Annotated in this window: 18 protein-coding genes; 5 read left to right on the top strand and 13 right to left on the bottom strand. The window is 66.6% G+C overall.

All coding sequences use genetic code 11. The features are described from left to right. Window positions 1-8 precede the first annotated feature (8 nt). From HY699_24070 to HY699_24060, 3 genes are all read left to right on the top strand, one after another. Window positions 9-962 carry a 2-oxoglutarate oxidoreductase gene (locus HY699_24070; GenBank protein MBI4518883.1) on the top strand — a complete coding sequence of 318 codons (954 nt, stop codon included), beginning with the start codon at window positions 9-11 and terminating at the stop codon, window positions 960-962. Then, complete coding sequence (locus HY699_24065; protein ID MBI4518882.1) at window positions 952-1,947, top strand: hypothetical protein; 996 nt, start codon at window positions 952-954, stop codon at window positions 1,945-1,947. The genes HY699_24070 and HY699_24065 overlap by 11 nt, the downstream gene beginning before the upstream one ends. 98 nt (window positions 1,948-2,045) lie before the next feature. Beyond that, the gene (locus tag HY699_24060; GenBank protein MBI4518881.1) at window positions 2,046-7,100 is read left to right on the top strand and encodes a 2-oxoacid:acceptor oxidoreductase family protein; all 5,055 of its coding nucleotides are present in this window, start codon (window positions 2,046-2,048) and stop codon (window positions 7,098-7,100) included. A gap of 40 nt (window positions 7,101-7,140) precedes the next feature. On the opposite strand, the gene HY699_24055 is transcribed toward HY699_24060, so the two are convergent. Genes HY699_24055 through HY699_24045 form a run of 3 tightly spaced genes read right to left on the bottom strand, consistent with a single transcriptional unit; the run spans window position 7,141 to window position 9,940 of the window. Beyond that, on the bottom strand, window positions 7,141-7,899 hold the full coding sequence (locus HY699_24055) for a slipin family protein (protein MBI4518880.1): 759 nt from the start codon (window positions 7,897-7,899) through the stop codon (window positions 7,141-7,143). Between the two features lie 20 nt (window positions 7,900-7,919). Beyond that, on the bottom strand, window positions 7,920-9,245 hold the full coding sequence (locus tag HY699_24050) for a nodulation protein NfeD (GenBank protein ID MBI4518879.1): 1,326 nt from the start codon (window positions 9,243-9,245) through the stop codon (window positions 7,920-7,922). Further along, complete coding sequence (locus HY699_24045) at window positions 9,245-9,940, bottom strand: uracil-DNA glycosylase (protein MBI4518878.1); 696 nt, start codon at window positions 9,938-9,940, stop codon at window positions 9,245-9,247. The genes HY699_24050 and HY699_24045 overlap by 1 nt, the downstream gene beginning before the upstream one ends. A 163-nt stretch (window positions 9,941-10,103) precedes the next feature. Between HY699_24045 and HY699_24040 the strand changes: the two genes are divergently transcribed. After that, window positions 10,104-10,940: a zinc dependent phospholipase C family protein gene (locus HY699_24040; GenBank protein MBI4518877.1), complete on the top strand. Its 837-nt coding sequence runs from the start codon at window positions 10,104-10,106 to the stop codon at window positions 10,938-10,940. On the opposite strand, the gene coaBC is transcribed toward HY699_24040, so the two are convergent. The 7 genes from coaBC to HY699_24005 form a co-directional block, all read right to left on the bottom strand. Then, window positions 10,840-12,669: a bifunctional phosphopantothenoylcysteine decarboxylase/phosphopantothenate--cysteine ligase CoaBC gene (coaBC, locus tag HY699_24035; GenBank protein ID MBI4518876.1), complete on the bottom strand. Its 1,830-nt coding sequence runs from the start codon at window positions 12,667-12,669 to the stop codon at window positions 10,840-10,842. The genes HY699_24040 and coaBC overlap by 101 nt on opposite strands. Beyond that, window positions 12,656-13,654 carry a flippase-like domain-containing protein gene (locus HY699_24030; GenBank protein ID MBI4518875.1) on the bottom strand — a complete coding sequence of 333 codons (999 nt, stop codon included), beginning with the start codon at window positions 13,652-13,654 and terminating at the stop codon, window positions 12,656-12,658. Before HY699_24030 ends, coaBC begins: the two co-directional genes overlap by 14 nt. Further along, window positions 13,651-13,827 carry a hypothetical protein gene (locus HY699_24025; protein MBI4518874.1) on the bottom strand — a complete coding sequence of 59 codons (177 nt, stop codon included), beginning with the start codon at window positions 13,825-13,827 and terminating at the stop codon, window positions 13,651-13,653. The genes HY699_24030 and HY699_24025 overlap by 4 nt, the downstream gene beginning before the upstream one ends. Beyond that, complete coding sequence (locus tag HY699_24020; GenBank protein ID MBI4518873.1) at window positions 13,820-14,593, bottom strand: CDP-alcohol phosphatidyltransferase family protein; 774 nt, start codon at window positions 14,591-14,593, stop codon at window positions 13,820-13,822. Before HY699_24020 ends, HY699_24025 begins: the two co-directional genes overlap by 8 nt. Before the next feature lie 69 nt (window positions 14,594-14,662). Next, window positions 14,663-14,998, bottom strand: a complete 336-nt coding sequence (locus tag HY699_24015; GenBank protein ID MBI4518872.1) for a YfhL family 4Fe-4S dicluster ferredoxin — start codon at window positions 14,996-14,998, stop codon at window positions 14,663-14,665. A gap of 106 nt (window positions 14,999-15,104) precedes the next feature. After that, on the bottom strand, window positions 15,105-16,007 hold the full coding sequence (locus tag HY699_24010; protein ID MBI4518871.1) for an Mrp/NBP35 family ATP-binding protein: 903 nt from the start codon (window positions 16,005-16,007) through the stop codon (window positions 15,105-15,107). After that, window positions 15,941-16,294 carry a DUF971 domain-containing protein gene (locus HY699_24005; GenBank protein ID MBI4518870.1) on the bottom strand — a complete coding sequence of 118 codons (354 nt, stop codon included), beginning with the start codon at window positions 16,292-16,294 and terminating at the stop codon, window positions 15,941-15,943. The genes HY699_24010 and HY699_24005 overlap by 67 nt, the downstream gene beginning before the upstream one ends. Window positions 16,295-16,428: 134 nt before the next feature. On the opposite strand from HY699_24005, the gene HY699_24000 reads away from it, so the two are divergent. Next, entirely contained in the window at window positions 16,429-17,418 is a 990-nt protein-coding gene (locus HY699_24000) for a polyprenyl synthetase family protein (GenBank protein MBI4518869.1), read from the top strand. A 27-nt stretch (window positions 17,419-17,445) separates the two neighbouring features. Here HY699_24000 and HY699_23995 read toward each other — a convergent pair whose 3' ends face one another. From HY699_23995 to HY699_23985, 3 genes are read right to left on the bottom strand one after another with little or no spacing between them, the layout of a single operon-like run. After that, the gene (locus HY699_23995) at window positions 17,446-18,201 is read right to left on the bottom strand and encodes an HAD family hydrolase (protein ID MBI4518868.1); all 756 of its coding nucleotides are present in this window, start codon (window positions 18,199-18,201) and stop codon (window positions 17,446-17,448) included. Between the two features lie 22 nt (window positions 18,202-18,223). Continuing rightward, window positions 18,224-18,691: a DUF4149 domain-containing protein gene (locus HY699_23990; protein MBI4518867.1), complete on the bottom strand. Its 468-nt coding sequence runs from the start codon at window positions 18,689-18,691 to the stop codon at window positions 18,224-18,226. 12 nt (window positions 18,692-18,703) lie between these two features. Beyond that, on the bottom strand, window positions 18,704-19,126 hold the full coding sequence (locus tag HY699_23985; GenBank protein ID MBI4518866.1) for a DUF2203 domain-containing protein: 423 nt from the start codon (window positions 19,124-19,126) through the stop codon (window positions 18,704-18,706). Window positions 19,127-19,150: the final 24 nt, after the last annotated feature.

Here is a 19,150-nt window from a genome sequence, read left to right as displayed (position 1 = left end):
GTCATACGATGGAATTAGGATGTTCACTGCTCGGTAGCGCGTTTGATGACGACGAGCGCAGCTTCGACATCGATGACTACGAGGGCTGCGTGCCTCGCTGGTGCCCGGGCTGCGGCGATTTCGCCGTTCTCACCGCCGTCCAGCGCTTGCTCAGTGCCGAGCAGCTACCGCCCGAGCGCACCGTGTTCGTCTCCGGCATCGGGTGTTCGAGCCGGTTTCCGCACTACCTCAGTACTTACGGCTTTCACGGCCTCCATGGGCGCGCGCTGCCGCTTGCCACCGGGGTGAAGCTGCGCCGCCCTGATCTGCACGTGTTCGTGGTCATGGGTGACGGCGACTGCTGCTCGATTGGCGCCGGCCACTGGATCCACGCCACGCGTTACAATGTGCGCATGGTGGCCTTGCTGCTCGATAACCAGGTTTACGGCTTAACCAAAAACCAGACCTCGCCCACCAGCCCGCACGGCGTACCCAGCAACACGCAGCCCCGCGGCAGTTACCTCAACCCCTTGAATCCGCTGACGGCGACCCTGGGTGTCACCAACGCTTCGTTCGTAGCGCAGACTGCCGATTGGGTGCCGGCCCATGTTTACGCCACCGTCAGCGCGGCCTTCCGCCATCCGGGATTTGCCTTCGTGCGCGTCCTGCAACGCTGCCCGCAGTTCACTCCTAATCTGTTCAGCGATTTCGTGCGCGACCCCAATCGCGTGGAGCTGTTGGTCCACGACAACGGCATCGTCGTGCCCGAATTGGATCGGCTCTACCGGCGCCGGGTGCAGCACGATCCGGCGGACTTGGATGGCGCCCGCCGCCTAGCCGAGCAGGGCGACACGGTTCGGATCGGCCTGCTGTACCAAAACCAAGACTTGCCTCGCTACAACGAGACCCGGCAGCAAGCCAGCTGCACGGCCGACGAACGAGTTCGGAAACTTAACGCGGAGTTAGACCGGTATGCTGTCTGACGCTCGAATTCAAGCTGCGCTCACCGCCCTGAGCGCAGCCACGGGATCCTTTCGCGCCGCGCTGGCCACCGCCGTGGAGCAGGTGCAGCGCCACGTCGCCGCCCATTCGCCGCACGACGGGCACGCGCTGCGCTTGGGGGCGGAACTGGGCGCGTTTGCCGCCGAGCGGATCAATGTCGACCGCTTCGCCCAGGTCTTCGCCGAGACCCGCAGCGTCGAGCCGGTCTTGATCGAGGCGGTCGAGCGGGCGCTGCAAACCTTGGAGGAGCTGAGCGCGCTCGGCGCCGAGCTGTTCGTGGCCAATGTGCCGCCGGCCGGCTGCCTGCGCGACACCGTGGCGCGGGCGCTCGAACAGATCGGCCGCGTGTTTGCCGCTACCCGCGTAGTGGAACTGGCAAAGAGCCAGCCGGGGCCCGACCCTGAGCGCCTAAGATCACTCGATGCCTTGCCCTTCAGGAGTTGGAACAAGGCCCAGCGGTTGCTGGCGCCGCCGCTGGTGGTGCACGTCGACGGCGCCGACCTGTACGTCGGCGGACTGGCAGAGTTCCTCGACGGCGGCCAGAAGTTCGTGCTGGTGGTGCGCGGCGAGTGCCCGCCGGCAGCGCTGGTGCGGCTGATCACGCCGGATGTCCTGGTGGCCCAGAGCACCGACTCGGAATGCCTGCGGCGCTTGGCGGCATGTAACGGGCCGGCGGTGGCGGCGCTGGTGCCCGAGGGCACGGCGCAGTTCATCCACGACCCCCGCGGCGGGCAACAGTTGTGGCAGCGCCTGGCGGTCAGTTCGCTGCCGCAAACGCGGCCGCTCAAAGCCCTCGGCGGCTTCAGCGCCGCCCAGCAAGCGGCCGAGCTGGATCAGCTGCGCGCGCTGGCGGCGGCACCAGCCGCGGACCAGCCGGCGGCAACCGCAGCCGCCGCCGCCCCGGCCGGGCCCGAGGCCGTTGAGAGACTGGCGAACTGGCTCATCAACCAGGCCGGAATCGAGTAACTTAGAGTGATGTCAACCGCCGGATCAGACGAGCTCTCGCGGCCCCAGTCCGGGAATCAGTCTAATCCGTTCGATCTCCTGGCTACGGAGTGCCGCGCATGAAGCCCCGCAAACCCAAGACGACCACCGCGCTCAATTCGCCCGATTCGCCCAGCTCGCCCAAGTATCCCGGTTTAGCCGCGGCCATCGACGGCAGCAGTGCGGTGGTGGCGATGGAAACGGCAGCGGGCGAGGCCGCCGGCGCCTACCCGATCACGCCGTCGACGCAAATGGGCGAGGGTTGGGCAGCAGCGGTGGCGGCGGGGCAGACCAACGTGCACGGACGGCGGCTGATCTTCTTCGAGCCCGAAGGCGAGCACGCCGCGGCGGCGGTGACGGCGGGCATGTCCATGATCGGGCTGCGCGCTACCAACTTCTCCAGCGGCCAGGGCATCGCTTACATGCACGAGTCGCTCTATGCCGCGGTCGGCAAGCGGCTCACCTACGTGCTCAACGTGGCCGCGCGGGCGATGACCAAGCACGCCCTCAACGTCCACGCCGGCCACGACGACTATCACGCGGTTGACGACACCGGCTTCTTTCAAATCTTCGCCAAGAACGTGCAAGAGGTCGCCGATCTCAACTTGATCGCACACCGCATTGCCGAACTCTCGCTCAATCCCGGGATCTGCGCGCAGGACGGCTTTCTCACCAGCCACGTGATCGAGTCGATCAACCTGCCGGAGCGGGAACTGGTCAAGGAGTACCTCGGCGCGCCCTGGGACCTGATCGAGACGCCCACGCCCGCACAGCGCCTGGTTTTCGGCCCGCAGCGGCGCCGTATCCCCGAGATGTTCAATCTCGATTACCCGGCGCAACTGGGCGTGGTGCAGAACCAGGACAGCTATCAGCAAGGAGTCGCAGCGCAGCGGCCATTCTACTTCGATCACATCGCCGCGCTCGCCGACCGCGCGTTCTCCGAGTACGCCACGCTGACCGGCCGCCAGTACGCCCGCGTTGCCGGCTACCGCCTTGACGACGCCGACTACGTCATTGTCGGTCAAGGCTCGGTGGTGACCAACGCCGAGGCGGTCTGTGACTACCTGCGCGCCACCCGCAAGCTCAAGCTCGGCGTGCTCAACCTCACCATGTTCCGTCCCTTCCCCGCCGACCTCGTCACCCATTTGCTGCGGGGCAAGCGGGGCGTGACCGTGCTCGAACGGGTGGATCAGCCGCTCGCGGTCGACCCGCCGCTGCTGCGCGAGATCCGCGCCGCGATGGGGCAGGCGCTGGAGAACGGCCGCGCCCAGGGGGTGCCGCCTTACGCCGGTGTGGCGGCCTGTGCCGGCGACCAGGTGCCGGATTTCTACTCCGGCTGTTTCGGGCTCGGCAGCCGTGATCTGCAGCCGGGAGACATCGTCGCCGCCGCCGACAACATGCTCGACAGCGGTAGCCGGCGCCGGCAGTTCTATCTCGGTATCGACTTCGTACGCTCCAACGTGCACTCGCCGCAGGTCGAGCAATGGCAGCAGCAATTGCTCGCCGGCTACCCGCACTTGCCGCAGCTGGCACTGCGCTGCGCCGAAGAGGTCAAGCTCGACAGCGAGGGCTCGGTATCCATCCGCATCCACTCGGTGGGCGGGTGGGGCGCGATCACCATGGGCAAGAACCTGGCGCTCACCGCCGCCGAGTTGCTCGGGCTCCATATCCAGGCCAATCCGAAGTACGGCTCCGAGAAGAAGGGGCAGCCCACCACCTTTTACGCCACCTTGGCGCGTGAGCCGATCCGCTTGAATTGCGAGCTGCGGCACGTCGACGTGGTGCTGTCACCCGACGCCAACGTCTTCCGTCACTCCAATCCCCTGGCCGGTCTCGCCCCGGGCGGCGTGTTCGTGCTCCAGTGCGACGGGACCGAGGTGGAGCTGTGGAACTTGCTGCCGGCGAGCGCGCGGCGCGAGATCCGCCAGAAGCAGATCCGGGTCTTCTTTCTCGACGCCTTCAAGATCGCGCGCGAGGAAGCCTCCGACGCCGAGCTGCGCTATCGCATGCAAGGGGCGGCGTTCATGGGCGCCTTCTTCCGCGTCGCGCCGCTGAGCGCGGAGGCCGGGCTTGACGATGTCAAGCTGTTCGACGGTATTCGCAAGCAGCTCAAAAAGAAGTTCGGCCATCAGGGCGAACGCGTGGTCGAGGACAACCTGCGCGTGATCCGCCGCGGTTTCGATCAAGTGCGCGCGCTCGACCCGGCCGCGATGGACGAGAGCGGCGCGCCCGCCGGCGGCCGCCCTGCCCTGCCGGCTCTTGGCGATCCGGCCGCCCAGCAAGGCATCGGCAACGCGCAGCGCTTCTGCGAACAGGTGTGCGCGCTGCATCAGGGCGGCAGTGATGGTCTCGCCGATCCGTTCGCCGCGATCAGCGCCATGCCGGCAGCCACCTCGGTCATCCGTGACATGACCGACGTGCGCTTCGAGGTGCCGGAATTCATCGCCGCCCGCTGCACCGGCTGTAGCCGCTGCTGGACGCAGTGCCCCGATACCGCCATCCCCGGCGTCGTCAACACGGTCGAGGAAGTGATCGAAGCCGCCATCGCCACCGCCGCCAACGGTGACGCGCTCGATAACCTGCGCGGCATCGTTCCACAGCTGGCGCGCGAGTGCCGGCGGGTGATGAAGGCGGTGCCGTTCACCACCTTTGCCGACATCCTCTCCCTCGCCTACGGCGACCTCGGGCCCGAGCTGCATGCCGAAGCACCGCAACGGGCAGACTTGGACAGCGAGTTTGCACGCGTGCTCGGGACACTCGCCGACTTTCCGCTGGCCAAGACCAATCCGTTCTTCGAGGTCCCGGAGTCCAAGCACGCGGGCAACGGCGGCCTGCTCTCGATTACCGTCAACCCCAACACCTGCAAGGGCTGCATGCTCTGCGTCGAGGTCTGCCCCGACGGCGCGCTCATCACCAGCAAGCAAGACGAGGCCGCGATCGCCAAGCTGCGCCGCAACTGGGCGCTGTGGCGCCATCTGCCCGACACCGCGGACCGCTACGTCAACATCGCCAGCCTCGAAGAAGGTATCGGCGTGCTGCCGTCGCTGTTGCTCAAGAAGGAGAACTACGGCGCCATGGCCGGCGGCGACGGCGCCTGTATGGGCTGCGGCGAGAAGACCTCCATCCACCTGGTGCTCGCCGCCGTCACGGCAATGATGCAGCCGCGCGTGGCCCGCCATATCGAGCGGCTCGACGATCTCATCGCTCGTCTCGACGGCAAGGCCCGCACCATCTTGGCCTCGGGTGCCGACCTGGGCGCGGTGCTGTCGGCGCCCGGCGCCGAGGTGGCCATTCCGCTCGATCAGTCGAAGCGAGCAGCGCTGGCACAGATCGCCGGCATGATTGCTGAGCTGAAGGATCTACGCTGGCGTTACGCCGCAGGCCCCAGCGGCCAGGGCCGCGCCGCCTGCGGCATCGCCAACTCGACCGGGTGCTCGTCGGTGTGGGGCAGCACGTACCCTTACAACCCGTACCCATTCCCGTGGGTCAATCATCTATTCCAAGACGCGCCCTCGATCGCCATCGGGTTGTTTGAAGGCCACATGCGTAAGATGGCCGACGGCTTCATCGCCGTACGCCGCGCCGAGGCAGTGCTGGCCGGCGAGTATCGCGAGGGCGTGCACGAGGCCGAGTTCACCAAGTTCGACTGGCGCCAGTTCAGCGACGAGGAATTCGCCATGTGCCCGCCGATCTTCGCGGTCGGCGGCGACGGCGCGATGATGGATATCGGCTTCCAAAACCTGTCGCGGTTGCTGGCCTCGGGCAAGCCGGCGCGCGTGATCGTGCTCGACACCCAGGTCTACTCCAACACCGGCGGTCAGGCCTGCACCAGCGGCTATACCGGCCAGGTCTCCGACATGGCGGCATTCGGATCGGCGCAACGCGGTAAGGAAGAAGTCCGCAAAGAGCTGAGCCTGCTGGCAATCGCGCACCGGGATGTGTTTGTGCTGCAGTCATCGCAAGCGACCCCGTCACACTTGATCGGGGGGGTGCTCAAGGGCTTGCAGTCGCGGCGGCCGGCGATCTTCGTGCTGCATTCGCCCTGCCCGCCCGAGCACGGCATCGCCGACGACGCCGCTTTCGAGGCTTCCAAGCTGAGCTTGGAAAGCCGCGCCTTTCCGGCCCTGGTTTACGATCCCGACGGCGGTCCGGCGATGGCCGACCGGTTGAGTCTCGACGGCAACCCGGCGCTCGATGACGTGTGGCCGTCGTACGACCTCGCTTACGTCGACGACAACGGGGCAGAGCAGACGATGACGCTGCCGCTCACCATCGCCGACTGGGCCGCCACCGAAGCGCGGTTCAAGCGGCATTTCAAACCGCTACCACGCGAGGCGGCGCCGGAATCGCTGGCGGCATTCCACGAGTACCTGCAGCTGGCTCCGCCGCAGCGCGCGCATCTGACCCCGTTCATCTATGTGCTCGGCGAGGGGCGCCGGCTGAGCCGGCTGGCGGCCTCGGCGGAGATCGTGCGGCTGGCGGAAGAGCGACTGCATTTCTGGTCGCAGTTGCGCCAGATGGCGGGGCTGGAGCTAGCACCGGCGGTTCGTGAGGCCCTGGCCGGGGCGATTCAGACGGAGTTCGAAGAAAAAGAGGCGGCGCTGCGCCGCCAGTTTGAAGATCAGTTGGCCAACTTACGCGCGCAGTACCCGCGCGAGATCGCGCGGCGTTTGGCGCAGGGCCTGCTGAAAGCCGGCGATGGCAATCAGACCATCGCCGCGCTGCTGGCGCAGGCCAAAGCGCTGCCCGACCTTACGCCGGCAGCGGCGAGCATTGCCCCGACCCCGGCACTCGCGGACACCGCCCTGGTGGCGACAGCCCCAGTGGCACCCGCCGGCACCAACGGTGCAGCAAAGACCGGCAGCGAGGCGCGCGGCAACGGCCCTTACATCGACTCCGAGCGCTGCACCACTTGCGATGAGTGCATCAACGTCAACAGCAAGCTGTTCGCCTACAACGCGCAGAAGCAGGCGTACATCAAGGACCCGCGGGCCGGCACCTACAAACAGCTGGTGACAGCCGCGGAGCGTTGCCCGGTGGCCATCATTCATCCGGCGGCACCGCTCAACGCCAAGGAAAAAGACGTCGACAAGTGGGTCGCGCGCGCCCAGCCCTTCAACGGCGGCGCCGCCTGAAGCCGGTGGTAGCGCGCCCGCGGTGCGCGCCCCGGCAGTCTCAGCCTTTGTCCTTCTCCGCCTTGGTGAAAAACGGGACGAGGAGATCCACCGGCACCGGGAACACCGTCGTCGAGTTGTTCTCCGCCGCCATCTCGGTGAGGGTCTGCAGGAAGCGCAGCTGCAACGCCATCGGGTGTTGGCTGATGATGGCGGAGGCGTCGGCGAGTTTCTGCGCGGCTTGGAACTCGCCCTCGGCGTTGATCACCTTGGCGCGCCGCTCGCGCTCGGCCTCGGCCTGCCGCGCCATCGCGCGCTGCATCTCCTGCGGCAGGTCGATGTGCTTGACCTCGACCGTCACCACCTTGATTCCCCACGGGTCGGTCTGCTGGTCGAGAATAGTCTGGATGCGGTCGTTGATCCGCTCGCGCTCGGCCAGCAGCTCGTCGAGTTCGGCCTGGCCGCAAACGCTGCGCAGAGTGGTCTGCGCCAGCTGTGAAGTGGCGAACAGGTAGTCGACCACTTCCACCACCGCTCTGTTGGGATCGACGACGCGGAAGTACAGCACCGCGTTCACCTTGACCGAGACGTTGTCCTTGGTAATCACGTCCTGCGGCGGAATGTCCATGGTCACCGTGCGCAAGTCCACGCGCTGCATGCGCTCGATGAAGGGGATGACGTAGATGATTCCCGGCCCGCGATGATCGACCAGCCGCCCCAGGCGGAAGATCACCCCACGATCGTACTCCCTGAGGATCTTGATGCCGCTGAGGATAAAAGCTGCCCCCAGCAAGACGACGGTTGCAACCGGACCGAGCATGCCTCGCCTCCTTCCGCAGTTCAGCCGGCGGCCGCGGCGCGGCGCACCACCAGCTTCAGGCCATCGACCGCGACCACTTCGACGTGCTCACCGACCTCGATCGGCTCGTGAGCGGTCGCGTTCCAATACTCGCCATGCACGAAGATCTTGCCGTTGGGCGCCAGCCGCTGCCGCACTTCGCCGACCTCGCCAACCAGGCCTTCGCGGCCGAGCGCGGGCTTGCGCCGCTGCGAGCGGACCACCAGAAAGCCCACCACCATGGTGAAGCCCCCGAGCGTGGCGGCGGCGGCGAAGATGATGCCGCGGTCGACGGCGAGGTTTGATTCCGGGGTGTCAAACAGCAGCAGCGAGCCGATGACAAACGCGATCATGCCGCCAACGCCGACGACGCCGAAGCTGGGCAGAAACAGCTCGGCCACCAGCATCGCCACGCCGAGAAAGATCAGCGCCAACCCGCTGTAATTGATCGGCAGCACTTGCAAGGCGGTGAGCGCCAGCAGCAGGCAAATCGCCCCAGCCACGCCCGGGAAGAACACGCCCGGATGGGTGAATTCGACGTAGAGGCCGAGCAATCCGGCCATCATGAGCAGGTAGGCGACGTTGGGGTTGGCCAGAATGTTGAGCAGCTTCTGCTTCAGCCGCATCTGTTTGCGCGCCACCTCGGCACCGGCGAGCTCGAGGCGCGCCTTGGCGTTGTTGACGTCGACCTCGCGGCCGTCGGCTTGCCGCAGCAGGTCGTTCAAGTCGGTGGCGATCAGATCAATCACTTTGAGGGTGAGGGCTTCTTGCTCGGTGATCGAGACGCTCTCGCGCACCGCCTTCTCGGCCCAGTCGACGTTGCGGCCGCGCTGCTGGGCGATGGTCTTGCTCAGTGAGACGGCGAAGTTCTCCGCCTTCTCGCGCATATCACCGCCGATGTCTTCCCCTTGGCCGCCGACCGGATGCGCGGCGCCGATATTAGTGCCCGGTGCCATCACGGCCAGGCTTCCCGCCATAGTGACGAACACTCCCGCGGAGGTCGCGCCGGCGCCGCTGGGGGCAACGTAGACGATCACCGGTACCGGCGAGCCGAGCATGTCCTTGACGATGCTCTTGGTCGAGTCGAGCAGACCGCCGGGGGTATCAAGTTGAATGATCAGTGCCTGTGCCCCGTCACGGCGAGCCTCGTCGATGGCTTCGTGGATGAAGTCGGCGGTGGCCGGGTTGATGCCGGCGTCGATTTCGATGAGGTTGACGTGGCGCGAGGCGGCACCCAGCGGCAGCGCCAGTTGCAGCATGACGATCATGCCCGCCAGGCGTGTTGCGCGGCGATAGCGCGCCACCAGAGAACGGCTGTGCTGGGGCATCACAGCGGCCTTCCGACCTCGGCTAGCACCTGCTTGATGTCTTCCCACACCAGCTTCTTATCCGCGGGGTTGCGCAACAGATAGGCGGGATGAAAAGTCGGCATCAGTTTGATGCCATGGTAGTCGAACCAGCGGCCGCGCAGTCTGGTGATGGGGGTGGTTTCGCGCAGCAGGGTCTGCGCCGCAAACTTCCCCAGCGCCACCAGCACGCGTGGCCGGATACATTCGATCTGCCGGAGCAGGAAGGGCTCGCAGGCGGCGATCTCTTCGGGCTCGGGATTGCGGTTGTTCGGCGGCCGGCATTTCACCACGTTGGCAATGTAGACGTCGGCCCGGCGCATCTTCATGCCCTTGGTGATGATTTCCGTCAGCAGTTGGCCCGCTCGCCCGACAAACGGCTCGCCCTGGAGATCTTCGTCCTGGCCCGGGCCCTCGCCGACGAACATGATCTCGGCGTTCGGGTTGCCGACGCCGAAGACGAGGTGGGTGCGCCCCTGGTGCAGCTTGCAGCGCTGGCAGTCGCCGATCTCGGCACGCAGCGCCGCGAGCGAGGGATGGGCGTCCGTGGCCTGGTCGCCGCCGCCCGCGGCCATTATGGTCGGGGGCTCATTCCGAGTTGCCGGTGCGGGCGTGATACCGCCCGGCGGAAAGCCCGCCACCCCGGTGGCGCGCAGCTCCTCTACCGCCGCACGCATGCTGGCCACCAGCGCGAGCAATTCAGCTTGAGGGGTCGGTGTCGCCATAGTACGCTCACTGGCGATGGCTGTAGTCCTGCTTACAGTGTTTATCGCCGGATTGTTGGCGCCCTCGGAAGCGCAGGCATGGGGGCCGATTACGCACTTGGCTCACGGGTCGACAGTGTTGCAGAACCTTAACACCGCCACTGCCGCCCTTCAAGTTTTGTTGGCGCAGCATCCGCTCGAATACCTTTACGGCTGCATCGGCGCCGACATCACGCAGGTCAAGAAGTACACCCGCGCCCTGGCGGCCCACTGTCATTCGTGGCTGGTGGGCTGGCAGGTGCGGGCGGCCGCCCGTTCCGACGCCGAGCGGGCGTTTGCGTGCGGCTACCTCTCGCATCTCGCCGCCGACGTTTATTCGCACAACCACTTCGTGCCGACGCAACTGATCGTCAGCTACCCGGCGCGCACCCTGCGCCACGTTTACTGGGAGGCCCGCTTCGATTCGCTACAGGACCCGGCCTTGCGCGATCTGGCGCAGGAGCTGCGCCGCGGCCGCTTTCGCCATTGCGACGCTCTGGTCGAGCGGGTGGTGGCTCGCTCGTTGTTCTCCTTTCGCACCAACAAACGTATCTTCAACTCGGTGTTGGCGTGGCAAGGGTTCGAGCAGTGGCACCGCGTCGTGCTGGCAGTCGATGCCCGCTCCCGTTTCGCCCTACCGCCGGCGGTGGTGCCGATCTACAACCAGCTGTGCGTGGATAGTATTGTCGAGCTACTCCATGACGGCAGGAAGTCAGCGTCGCAAGGCGGCGACCCCACCGGGAAGCAGGCCCTGGCGCAGGCAATGAGAATTCGCCGCACGCTGCGATCATTGCTCAACCAAGGGCGCATCACGCCCGCCTTGCGCCACGAGATCAGCGCTTTGGTCCTGCGTCCTGAGACGTTGCGGGCGCAGCTGGCTGCTCCGGCCCCGCACCATGGCCCGCCGCCCGCCGGCGCGCCCGCACGGCATTGAAGAAGGCGACCGCCGTATCACCGGCGTAATCGCGGTACGTGTACGGATACGGCCGCCACGAGCCGTGGGCGAAGTGCAGCGTGGCCTCGGCGTAAATGCCGCCACCCAGATAGATACGATGGGCGGCGTCCTTGGTTGACGCCAGCACCAGCTTGTTATCAGCGAGATAACCGGGGTCGAGGTTGACCCGCCGCCCCTGCGGCGAGCGCCAGCGCCCCTCCATAGCGTTGGTGCGCTGCTTAACCGCGGCCAGGTCGCCGGCATCGACACAGGCGGCAAAGCTGACGAACTGGCGCCAAATCTCGGCGCCCATCTCCTCGCTGTAGTAGGAACTCTCGCTCCAGCGGTAGGGCGCGCTGGCGGCCTCGAGCGGGCCGAACTCTGCGCTCAGCGCCGCTCGCGCCTCGGCAAGCAAGGCCGGGGTAGCCGCCAGCAGGCCGGCGACCAGCTGGACGGCCTCGGGACTGCGGGGTTCGCCCATGGCCCTGGAGCAGCACTGCGCGCGCGAGCTTGGCGTTAAGATCGCGCTCTGCCGCGCGCGCAGCCGCGCCACCACGCGATCAAGAATCGCCTCCGCCACCTCGTCCTTGGACATCAGCGGCAACTCCTCGCTGTTGTCGGAGCCGACAATCGTTACCGCGTTGGTATCGACGGCGAAGCCGGCATCCACCCGCGAGACGTCGTTGGCCACCATGAAGTCCACGCCCTTTTCACGCAACTTGCGCTGGGCGTTGGCGAGCACGGCCTCGGTTTCCGCGGCGAAGCCGACGACGATACGATCACCTTTACGCGGCCCGAGGTCGGACAAGATATCAGCGGTGCGCGCCAGTTCGAGTTGCAAGTTGCCGGCTCCCTTCTTGAGCTTGGCGGGGGCCACTTTCACCGGGCGGTAGTCAGCCACGGCCGCCGACATCAGCACCACGTTGGCGCGCTCGAAGGCGTCCAGCACCGCTCGCTGCATCTCCGCGGCGGTGCTGACGTCGACGCGCCGAACGCCGTGCGGGGTCGTTAGGCTGGTTGGACCGGCAACCAGCACGACCTCAGCGCCGCGCCGCCACGCGGCCGCGGCCAGCGCAAAGCCCATCTTGCCGGTGGAGCGATTGGAGATGAATCGCACCGGATCGATGGGCTCGCGATTGGGCCCCGCGCTGACCAACACACACTGGCCCGACAACTCGGGCGGCGTCAGCGCGCGCGCCACTTCGGCCACGATGACCTCCGGATCGGCGAGGCGGCCCTGGCCTTCATAGCCGCAGGCCAGGTAGCCCGCTGCCGGCTCGATGATGCGATAGCCGTGGGCGCGCAGCCGCGCCAAGTTCTCCTGCACGATCGTGTTCTCGTACATGTGGTTATTCATGGCCGGCGCGATCAGCACCGGGGCCCGCACTGCCAGCAGCAGCGTGGTCAACAGGTCGTCGGCGATGCCGTGAGCGAGCTTGCCGATCACGTTGGCCGTCGCCGGCGCTACCACCACGACGTCCGCCGAGTCGGCCAGTTTGATGTGACCGATCTCCGACTCCTGCGTCAGATCAAATGTGTCGGTGGCGACCGGGTGGCCGCTGAGCGTTTGCAGCGTCAACGGGGTGATGAACTGCTGCGCGTTGCGGGTCATGACCACCCGCACGCCGGCGCCGGCTTTGACCAGCAACCGGACGGTCTCAGCCGCCTTGTAACCGGCGATGCCTCCGCTCAGCCCGAGCACGATGGTGCGCTGCTCAAGACGCCGCACCTTCGGCCTCCGACACTGCTTCGACTTGACTCAACGACATGTTCTCCCGCCACAGCGAGTATAGCCCGGCGGCGACGACGCCGACAAACTGGGTCACGTGCAAGATGATCGAGTAAGCGAAGGCGTCGCTCTCCGAGACCCCGAAAATCCCCAGCGATAGCCCGCAACCGAGCTGAAAGGCGCCGATGTAGCCGGGCGCCGAGGGCGCCGATACCGCGATGGCGACGATCGCGGTCACCGCAATCGCGCCCACCAGCAGCGGCACGCTGAGATCGAAGGCCACGATGCCGCACAGATAGATACTGCCGATCACCACCCACAGATACAGCGACCACCCCAGCAACTGCACGAAGGTCAAGGGGCTATCGAGAATCTCGAGCGCCTGCACGAAGCCGCGAAAGAAGTGCTCGATCGGACCGGCCAGTCGCGCCGGCAGCGGCCGCAGCCCCAGCTGCAGCAAGCGCAGCGCCAGCGCCTCCTGCCAGCGGATGAAGGCGACCGCAGCACCGATGGCCAGCGCCAGGCCGCACAGCCGGTAACCCCACTGGCTTACCGTCGGCGACACCGTCACCGCCGCCGCCGAAACGCCGAAGAGGAACAGTATCGTGAACATGTCGAAGATGCGCTCGAGTACGATGGTGGCCAGGATGCCACCGAGCGGCTCGTTCTCTTTGCGGCTGAGCAAGACCGGGCGAATCACCTCGCCCATGCGCAGCGGCAGCACCATGTTGGCCATGAAGCCGATGTTGGTGGCTGCCACCAGCGTGCGCATGGCCGGCCTGCCCACCGGGCGCAGCAACACGCGCCAGCGCTGGGCGCGGATGTAGAGCGACCACACCGTGATCGCGATCATCGGAATGACGTAGATGTAATGCGCCCCGGCCAAAGCCGCGGCCGCCTTGCTCCACTCCACCCCGCGCACGGCGAAGGCCAGGAAGATCGCCGAGATCGCGATGCTCAGAGCGATGCGAACCGTGCGGCTCACGCGGCATCCCCCGGCGGCGGCCGGGTCGTTACCCCCGCGGCAAAGCAAGCGGCGCCGGCAATCATCACCAGCACTCCGTACCACAAAGCCGAGCTGTCCAACACCAGCCCGGCCCCGAGCATGAAGACGAAGTAGCCGAGAACGCGCCGGCCCTTGGCATCGAGCTCAGCCATGTGACGGCCCCGGTGGCAAAGGCCCATCGAGTTGCCGCATGACGTGCAGCGCGCGCTGCACCGCGGTGAAGTTGGACAGCCCCGCCAGCAGCACGATGACGACCGTGAGCAGCACGTTGGGCTGCCAGTTCGCCGGATGGCCGGCGAGTTGCTCGACCAACGAGCTGAAGACCGAGCCCAGCCCGAGCAGGACGTAGCGCTCCGGCCGCTGCAGCAGGCCGACGTAGCAGGTGGCCCCTAGCCCTTCGGCGCGGGCGCGGGTGTAACTGGTGATTACCCCGCCGACGAGCGCCAACATTGCCGCCCACAGCACCCACGAGTCGCGGAAGTAGACAGCGATACCGAGATAGGCGATGCTGTCGGCGTAGCGATCGATGACCGAGTCCATGAACGCCCCGCGCCGGCTGCCGGAGTTGGTGCGCCGCGCCACCCGGCCGTCGAGAATATCGAGCGTGCCCGCCAGGATTAGCAGCAAGCCACTATCGAACATCAACCCCCGAGCGTAGGTGAGGCCGACGATTACGCCGACCAGCAGTTGCGCCCACGACAGCCACGCCGGCGGCACCCGACGGCGCACCAAGGCGTCCTCGAAAGGACGCATATTCTCGAAATGCCAGGCGCGCAGCGTCGGGCCCAACAGCAACGACCCGCCGGCCGCGCTGGTGTCGGGGCGGCGACGCGCAAACCAGATGATGCTGGTGAGGGCCGAGGCCGGGATCAAGACCAAGAGCAGCGCCGCGAGCCCGGCACGCGAGGCTAGCTCCATGCAACCCTCAAGGCCGACAGCAATCGCGAAACGGCGCGGCCACTTGCATCCAGGCCGGCAGCCTCAGCCTCAGGCTTTGCGAAAGCGCGAGGGAAAATCGGCGCCGATTTCCTTGTCGGGATGCAGCTTGCGCGCCCGCTCGACCAGCACGCCTTCGGTCTCGGGTATGTTGGGGTCGGGCACACAGCAGTCCACCGGGCACACCGCGGCGCACTGCTCCTGATCGAAGAAGCCGACGCACTCGGTGCACTTGTCCGGCACGATGTAATAGATGTCATCCTTAATCGCTGGGTGGCTGGAGCCATCCGACTCCCACTGGGCACCACCTTCGTAGATGGCGGTATTCGGGCACTCCGGCTCACAAGCGCCGCAGTTGATGCATTCCTCGGTGATCACGGTTGACATTAACGCAGCCTCCGGTTGAACAAAAAAAGTCGCGCGAAGCTACCACATGGCTCCACGCTGAACAAGGAACTCGCGCCCGCCCTGCAAAGCCGCATGGTCCCCGCGCCTACCCGACGATACGTGGGGCGGCGGTTTCACCGCGCGCGGCCTCGATGGCATCCAGCACCCGGCCGGCGATACTGCCGAAGATGATCGCGGCCTCGCCCTGCGGCTCCGCCGCCACAATAGGTGTTCCGGCGTCACCGCTGGCGCGGATAGCCGGCTGGAGCGGGAGCTGGCCCAGCAGCGGCACCCCGAAGCTCTGCGCAATGCGTGCGCCGCCGCCGGCGCCGAATAATTCGTCGTTACGGCCACACTTCGGGCAGTGGTAATAGCTCATGTTCTCCACCACCCCGAGCACCGGGGTGTTGACCTGCTCGAACATCGCGATGCCGCGCTGCACATCGAGCAAGGCCACCGCCTGTGGCGTGGTGACGATCACCGCCCCGGCCAGGGGAACTTGCTGGACCAAAGTGAGCTGGGTGTCGCCGGTTCCCGGCGGCAGGTCGATCACCAGGATGTCGAGCGTGCCCCACTCGACGTCCTTGAGAAACTGCCGCACTAGGCCCATTACCATTGGGCCACGCCAGATCACCGGCGACGAGTCGTCGAGAAAGAAGCCCAGCGACATCACCCGCAGGCCGTACTTCTCCAGCGGAAAAATGCGCTTGTCGTCCGCCATCCGCGGCCGGCCGGAAACGCCGAGCATTAGCGGCAGGCTGGGCCCGTAAACGTCGGCGTCGAGCAGCCCCACCGTTCTGCCGTGCCGCTGCATCGCCAGGGCCAGGTTGACGGCGACGGTGGACTTACCCACGCCCCCTTTGGTGCTGGCGACGGCGATGATATCGCGCACGCCGGCAATCGGCCCCAACTCCTCGTTCGGACTCTGCTGCGCCTTGGTGGTCATGCTGGCAGGTGCGCCTTCGCGCCCTCCGCGCCCGCGGGCGTACGGCAGGCAGGGCACGGGCATAGTCCGCGCAGCGTGCGGTAGCTGTAAATGCCGGTGTCGTGGCCATCACTCCACTGAATGCTGATGGCATAGCGGCCGACAACGCCGATCTGGACCGCAAACAGCTCCGCGCCGCCGGCACCGACTACCGGCAACGCATGTTGCGGGCGGGCGCGGCAAGCGGCACACGGGCAGTGCTGGCGCAGCTCGTGGTTGGTGTACTCGGAGCGGTGGCCGTCACGCCACACAATCTCGACGCCGTGCTTGCCCAGGCGCCTGATGTCGGTGGGAATCTCGGAGCCGGCCATGATCGGATGACCCTACCAGTCCGCTTCTGAAAAGCAACGCAGGCAGCCGCGCTGGGTGCGGGCTCGGGGTTGACTCCCCGGAGGATTTGTCATTATTTGCAAACACTCACCCGCCCTGTGTAAAGGATTGAAACGTGACCACCGCCAGCCCCAGCGCCGCGCGCCAGTACTCCGAAGCCGCCGGCCTGTTGATCAGCGAAGAGCTCGAGCGGGTCGAGCAGCGGCTGACGGAGTTGATCGGCTCGCGCGAGCCGCGGCTGAGCGAGATCTCGCATTATCTGCTCGACTCGGGCGGCAAACGGGTGCGCCCGGCAGTCACCTTGTTGGTCTTCCGCGCCTGCGGCCGCGGTAATCTGGCGGACATCGTCGACGCCGCCGCCGCGCTCGAACTGATTCACTCCGCGACACTACTGCACGACGACATCATCGACGGTAGCGAGATCCGCCGCGGCAACGATTCGGCGTTACGCAAGTATGGCCTTGCCGACACCTTGGTGGCCGGTGACTTCCTCTTTTGCCGCGCCTTTCAGCTCTGTGCCCGCTTCGACGAGAAGGTCATCAGCTGGGCGGCCGAGGCCTGCGTCGCGCTTACCGAAGGCGAGATCATGCAGGCGCGCTTCCGGCACAATCCCTCAGTGACGTTCGCCGACTACCTGGAGATCATCAACCGCAAGACCGCGTCGCTCTTTCAACAAGGGGCGCGCACGGGGGCACATCTCGGCGGCGCCGATGAGGTCGTGGTCACCGGCATGGCCGAGTGCGGCTTTGCCGTCGGCATCGCTTTCCAGATGGTCGATGATCTGCTCGACGTCGCCGGCACCGAGGAGCGCATCGGCAAGCCCGTCGGCATTGATCTGCGCGACGGCAACCCTTCGCTGCCGGTGGTGCTGGCGATGCGCAGTGACCACGAGTTACGCCGTTTGTTCCAAAAGCCGGAGCCGACCGCCGCCGATGTTAGCGCCGCGCTGGCACGCATCCGGCGTTCCGGTGTGCTCGACGAAGTTCGCACCCTGGCCATGAGTCACGCCGACCGCGCCCGCGCCGCCATGCAAGTCGTGCCCCCCTCGGCTTACAAGGACAACCTGCTCGACCTGATCGATCAACTGGTCGAGCGCGTGTCGTAGCCCGCGCCGCGGCGGACCCTTTTGCGATCAATTCAGCGCTTGCAGTTCGATGCCGAGGATCTCGGCGACGGCGACCAGCCGCGTGACGGTGTGGGTCGGCGCCGGCACGCCGTCGGGTAAGGGCTCGCGGCGGGCATTGATCCACAACGTGGCCATGCCGGCTGCGCTGGCCCCCGCCACGTCGTCGACCGCGCTGTCGCCGATGAACAGCGCCTCGGCCGCGGCGGCGCCGAGCTGGCGCAAGGCTTCGGCGAAAATCGCCGGGTGCGGCTTGCGCCGGCCAAATCCATCGGAGATCACGATGCTGCGGAATAGATCGGTGAGTCGATGGCGGGCCAAGATGGCGCGGGCGGTCGGGCCGTGATCGAAGTTCGACACCAGCCCGAGCGGATAGCGCGCCGCCAGGGCCTGCACCAAGGCGAGGTGTTCCGCGGGTAGTTCGGTCTGGGCCGCCAAGTGGCACATGTGCACCTGCGACAAACAGGCGGCCTTCTCGGCCAAGTCGGCGCGGCCGTAATCCAGGCGCAGCAACACCCGCCGGAATCGCTCGGCCGACGGCACTTCGAGGTATTCCGGCGGGCGCGCGCGAATGATCTCCGTGGTGGTCTCCGCTACGGCACGCAGAAAGTCGCCGAATTCCACCGCCGGCAACTCACGCGCCACCGTCTCGGCCATCCATTCCATGGTCGACCGATAGCGGGTGCCCGCCACCTCGAGTGCCGGCACTTGCGGCCGGAACACCACCAGCGTGTCGTAGAGGTCGAACACTACCGCGCGGTACATCAAACCGGGAGATCGAGTTAACCTAGGGCTTGAGCTGCACCGCCGTGATGGCGGCGATCGCCAAGCCCCCGAGCAGCACGGCGACATTGAGTTGCACCGCCAAATGGTGCAGGCGGTCGAATTGCGCCTTGACCTCCGGTGCGGCAACCTCGGCGTGGAGTTGGTGGCGCAAGCTCTGGGCCCGCGGTTGGACCACGACGCCGGCATATAGGGTCGCGGCCAGCATCAGCGCCGCCAGCGCCGCCACCACGGCCCAGGCACGCCCGCCCGCAAGCGAACGCAAGATCAAAGCACTACCCAAGAGCAAGCCACCGCAGGCGTAGCCCACCTTGTAGTAGATCGGGAAGATCGCGCTCACCGCCCGCCCGGCGTCGGCCACCGCCAGCACGCGAAACAGGGCCGGTGCGGCCACGAATGACACGCACACGACTTCACCCAGCCACACAATCAGGGCAAGCAGATAGATGACCTTGACGCCGGCGAAGACCACTGCCGCACCAGCCTACTGCAAGTACTTGCGTCGATCGCGCTGCCGCGACAGCGGCTTGCGGCCGGAGAAGCCCGCCTCCAACGCGTGCCAATAGGCGATTTCCTTCTCGCCGAACTGCCAGCACAGCAACACCACTTCACCATCGACCTCGGCGGGAAAATCCACCAGGCCCAGATCCAAGCCCTTGAACTCGCCGCCGCAGGCTTCGATCTCGCCGACCAGTTGCTCCATTTCCACGATCAGCGGCCGCAGTCCCGGGCGCAGCGTGACGATGTCGCTGCCACTAAGGTCGTTGGCCGCCCGGCCGGTTTCCGCCGCCAGAGCTTCGATACTGCGGCGCAACTGCGCGGCACTCTGCTGCAAGCGGGCCATCAGCAGTTCGAGCTTGGGAATGAGCGCGTTGGCTTCCTCGATGCTGAACAAGCGGTCTGCCACAACAATCATCCTCGCCCAGTTGTG

The sequence above is a fragment of the Deltaproteobacteria bacterium genome (assembly GCA_016210005.1).
GTDB lineage: Bacteria > Desulfobacterota > Binatia > HRBIN30 > JACQVA1 > JACQVA1.
The sequence above is the reverse complement of the archived record's forward strand: the minus strand, read 5'-3'. Positions and strand labels throughout refer to the sequence as shown.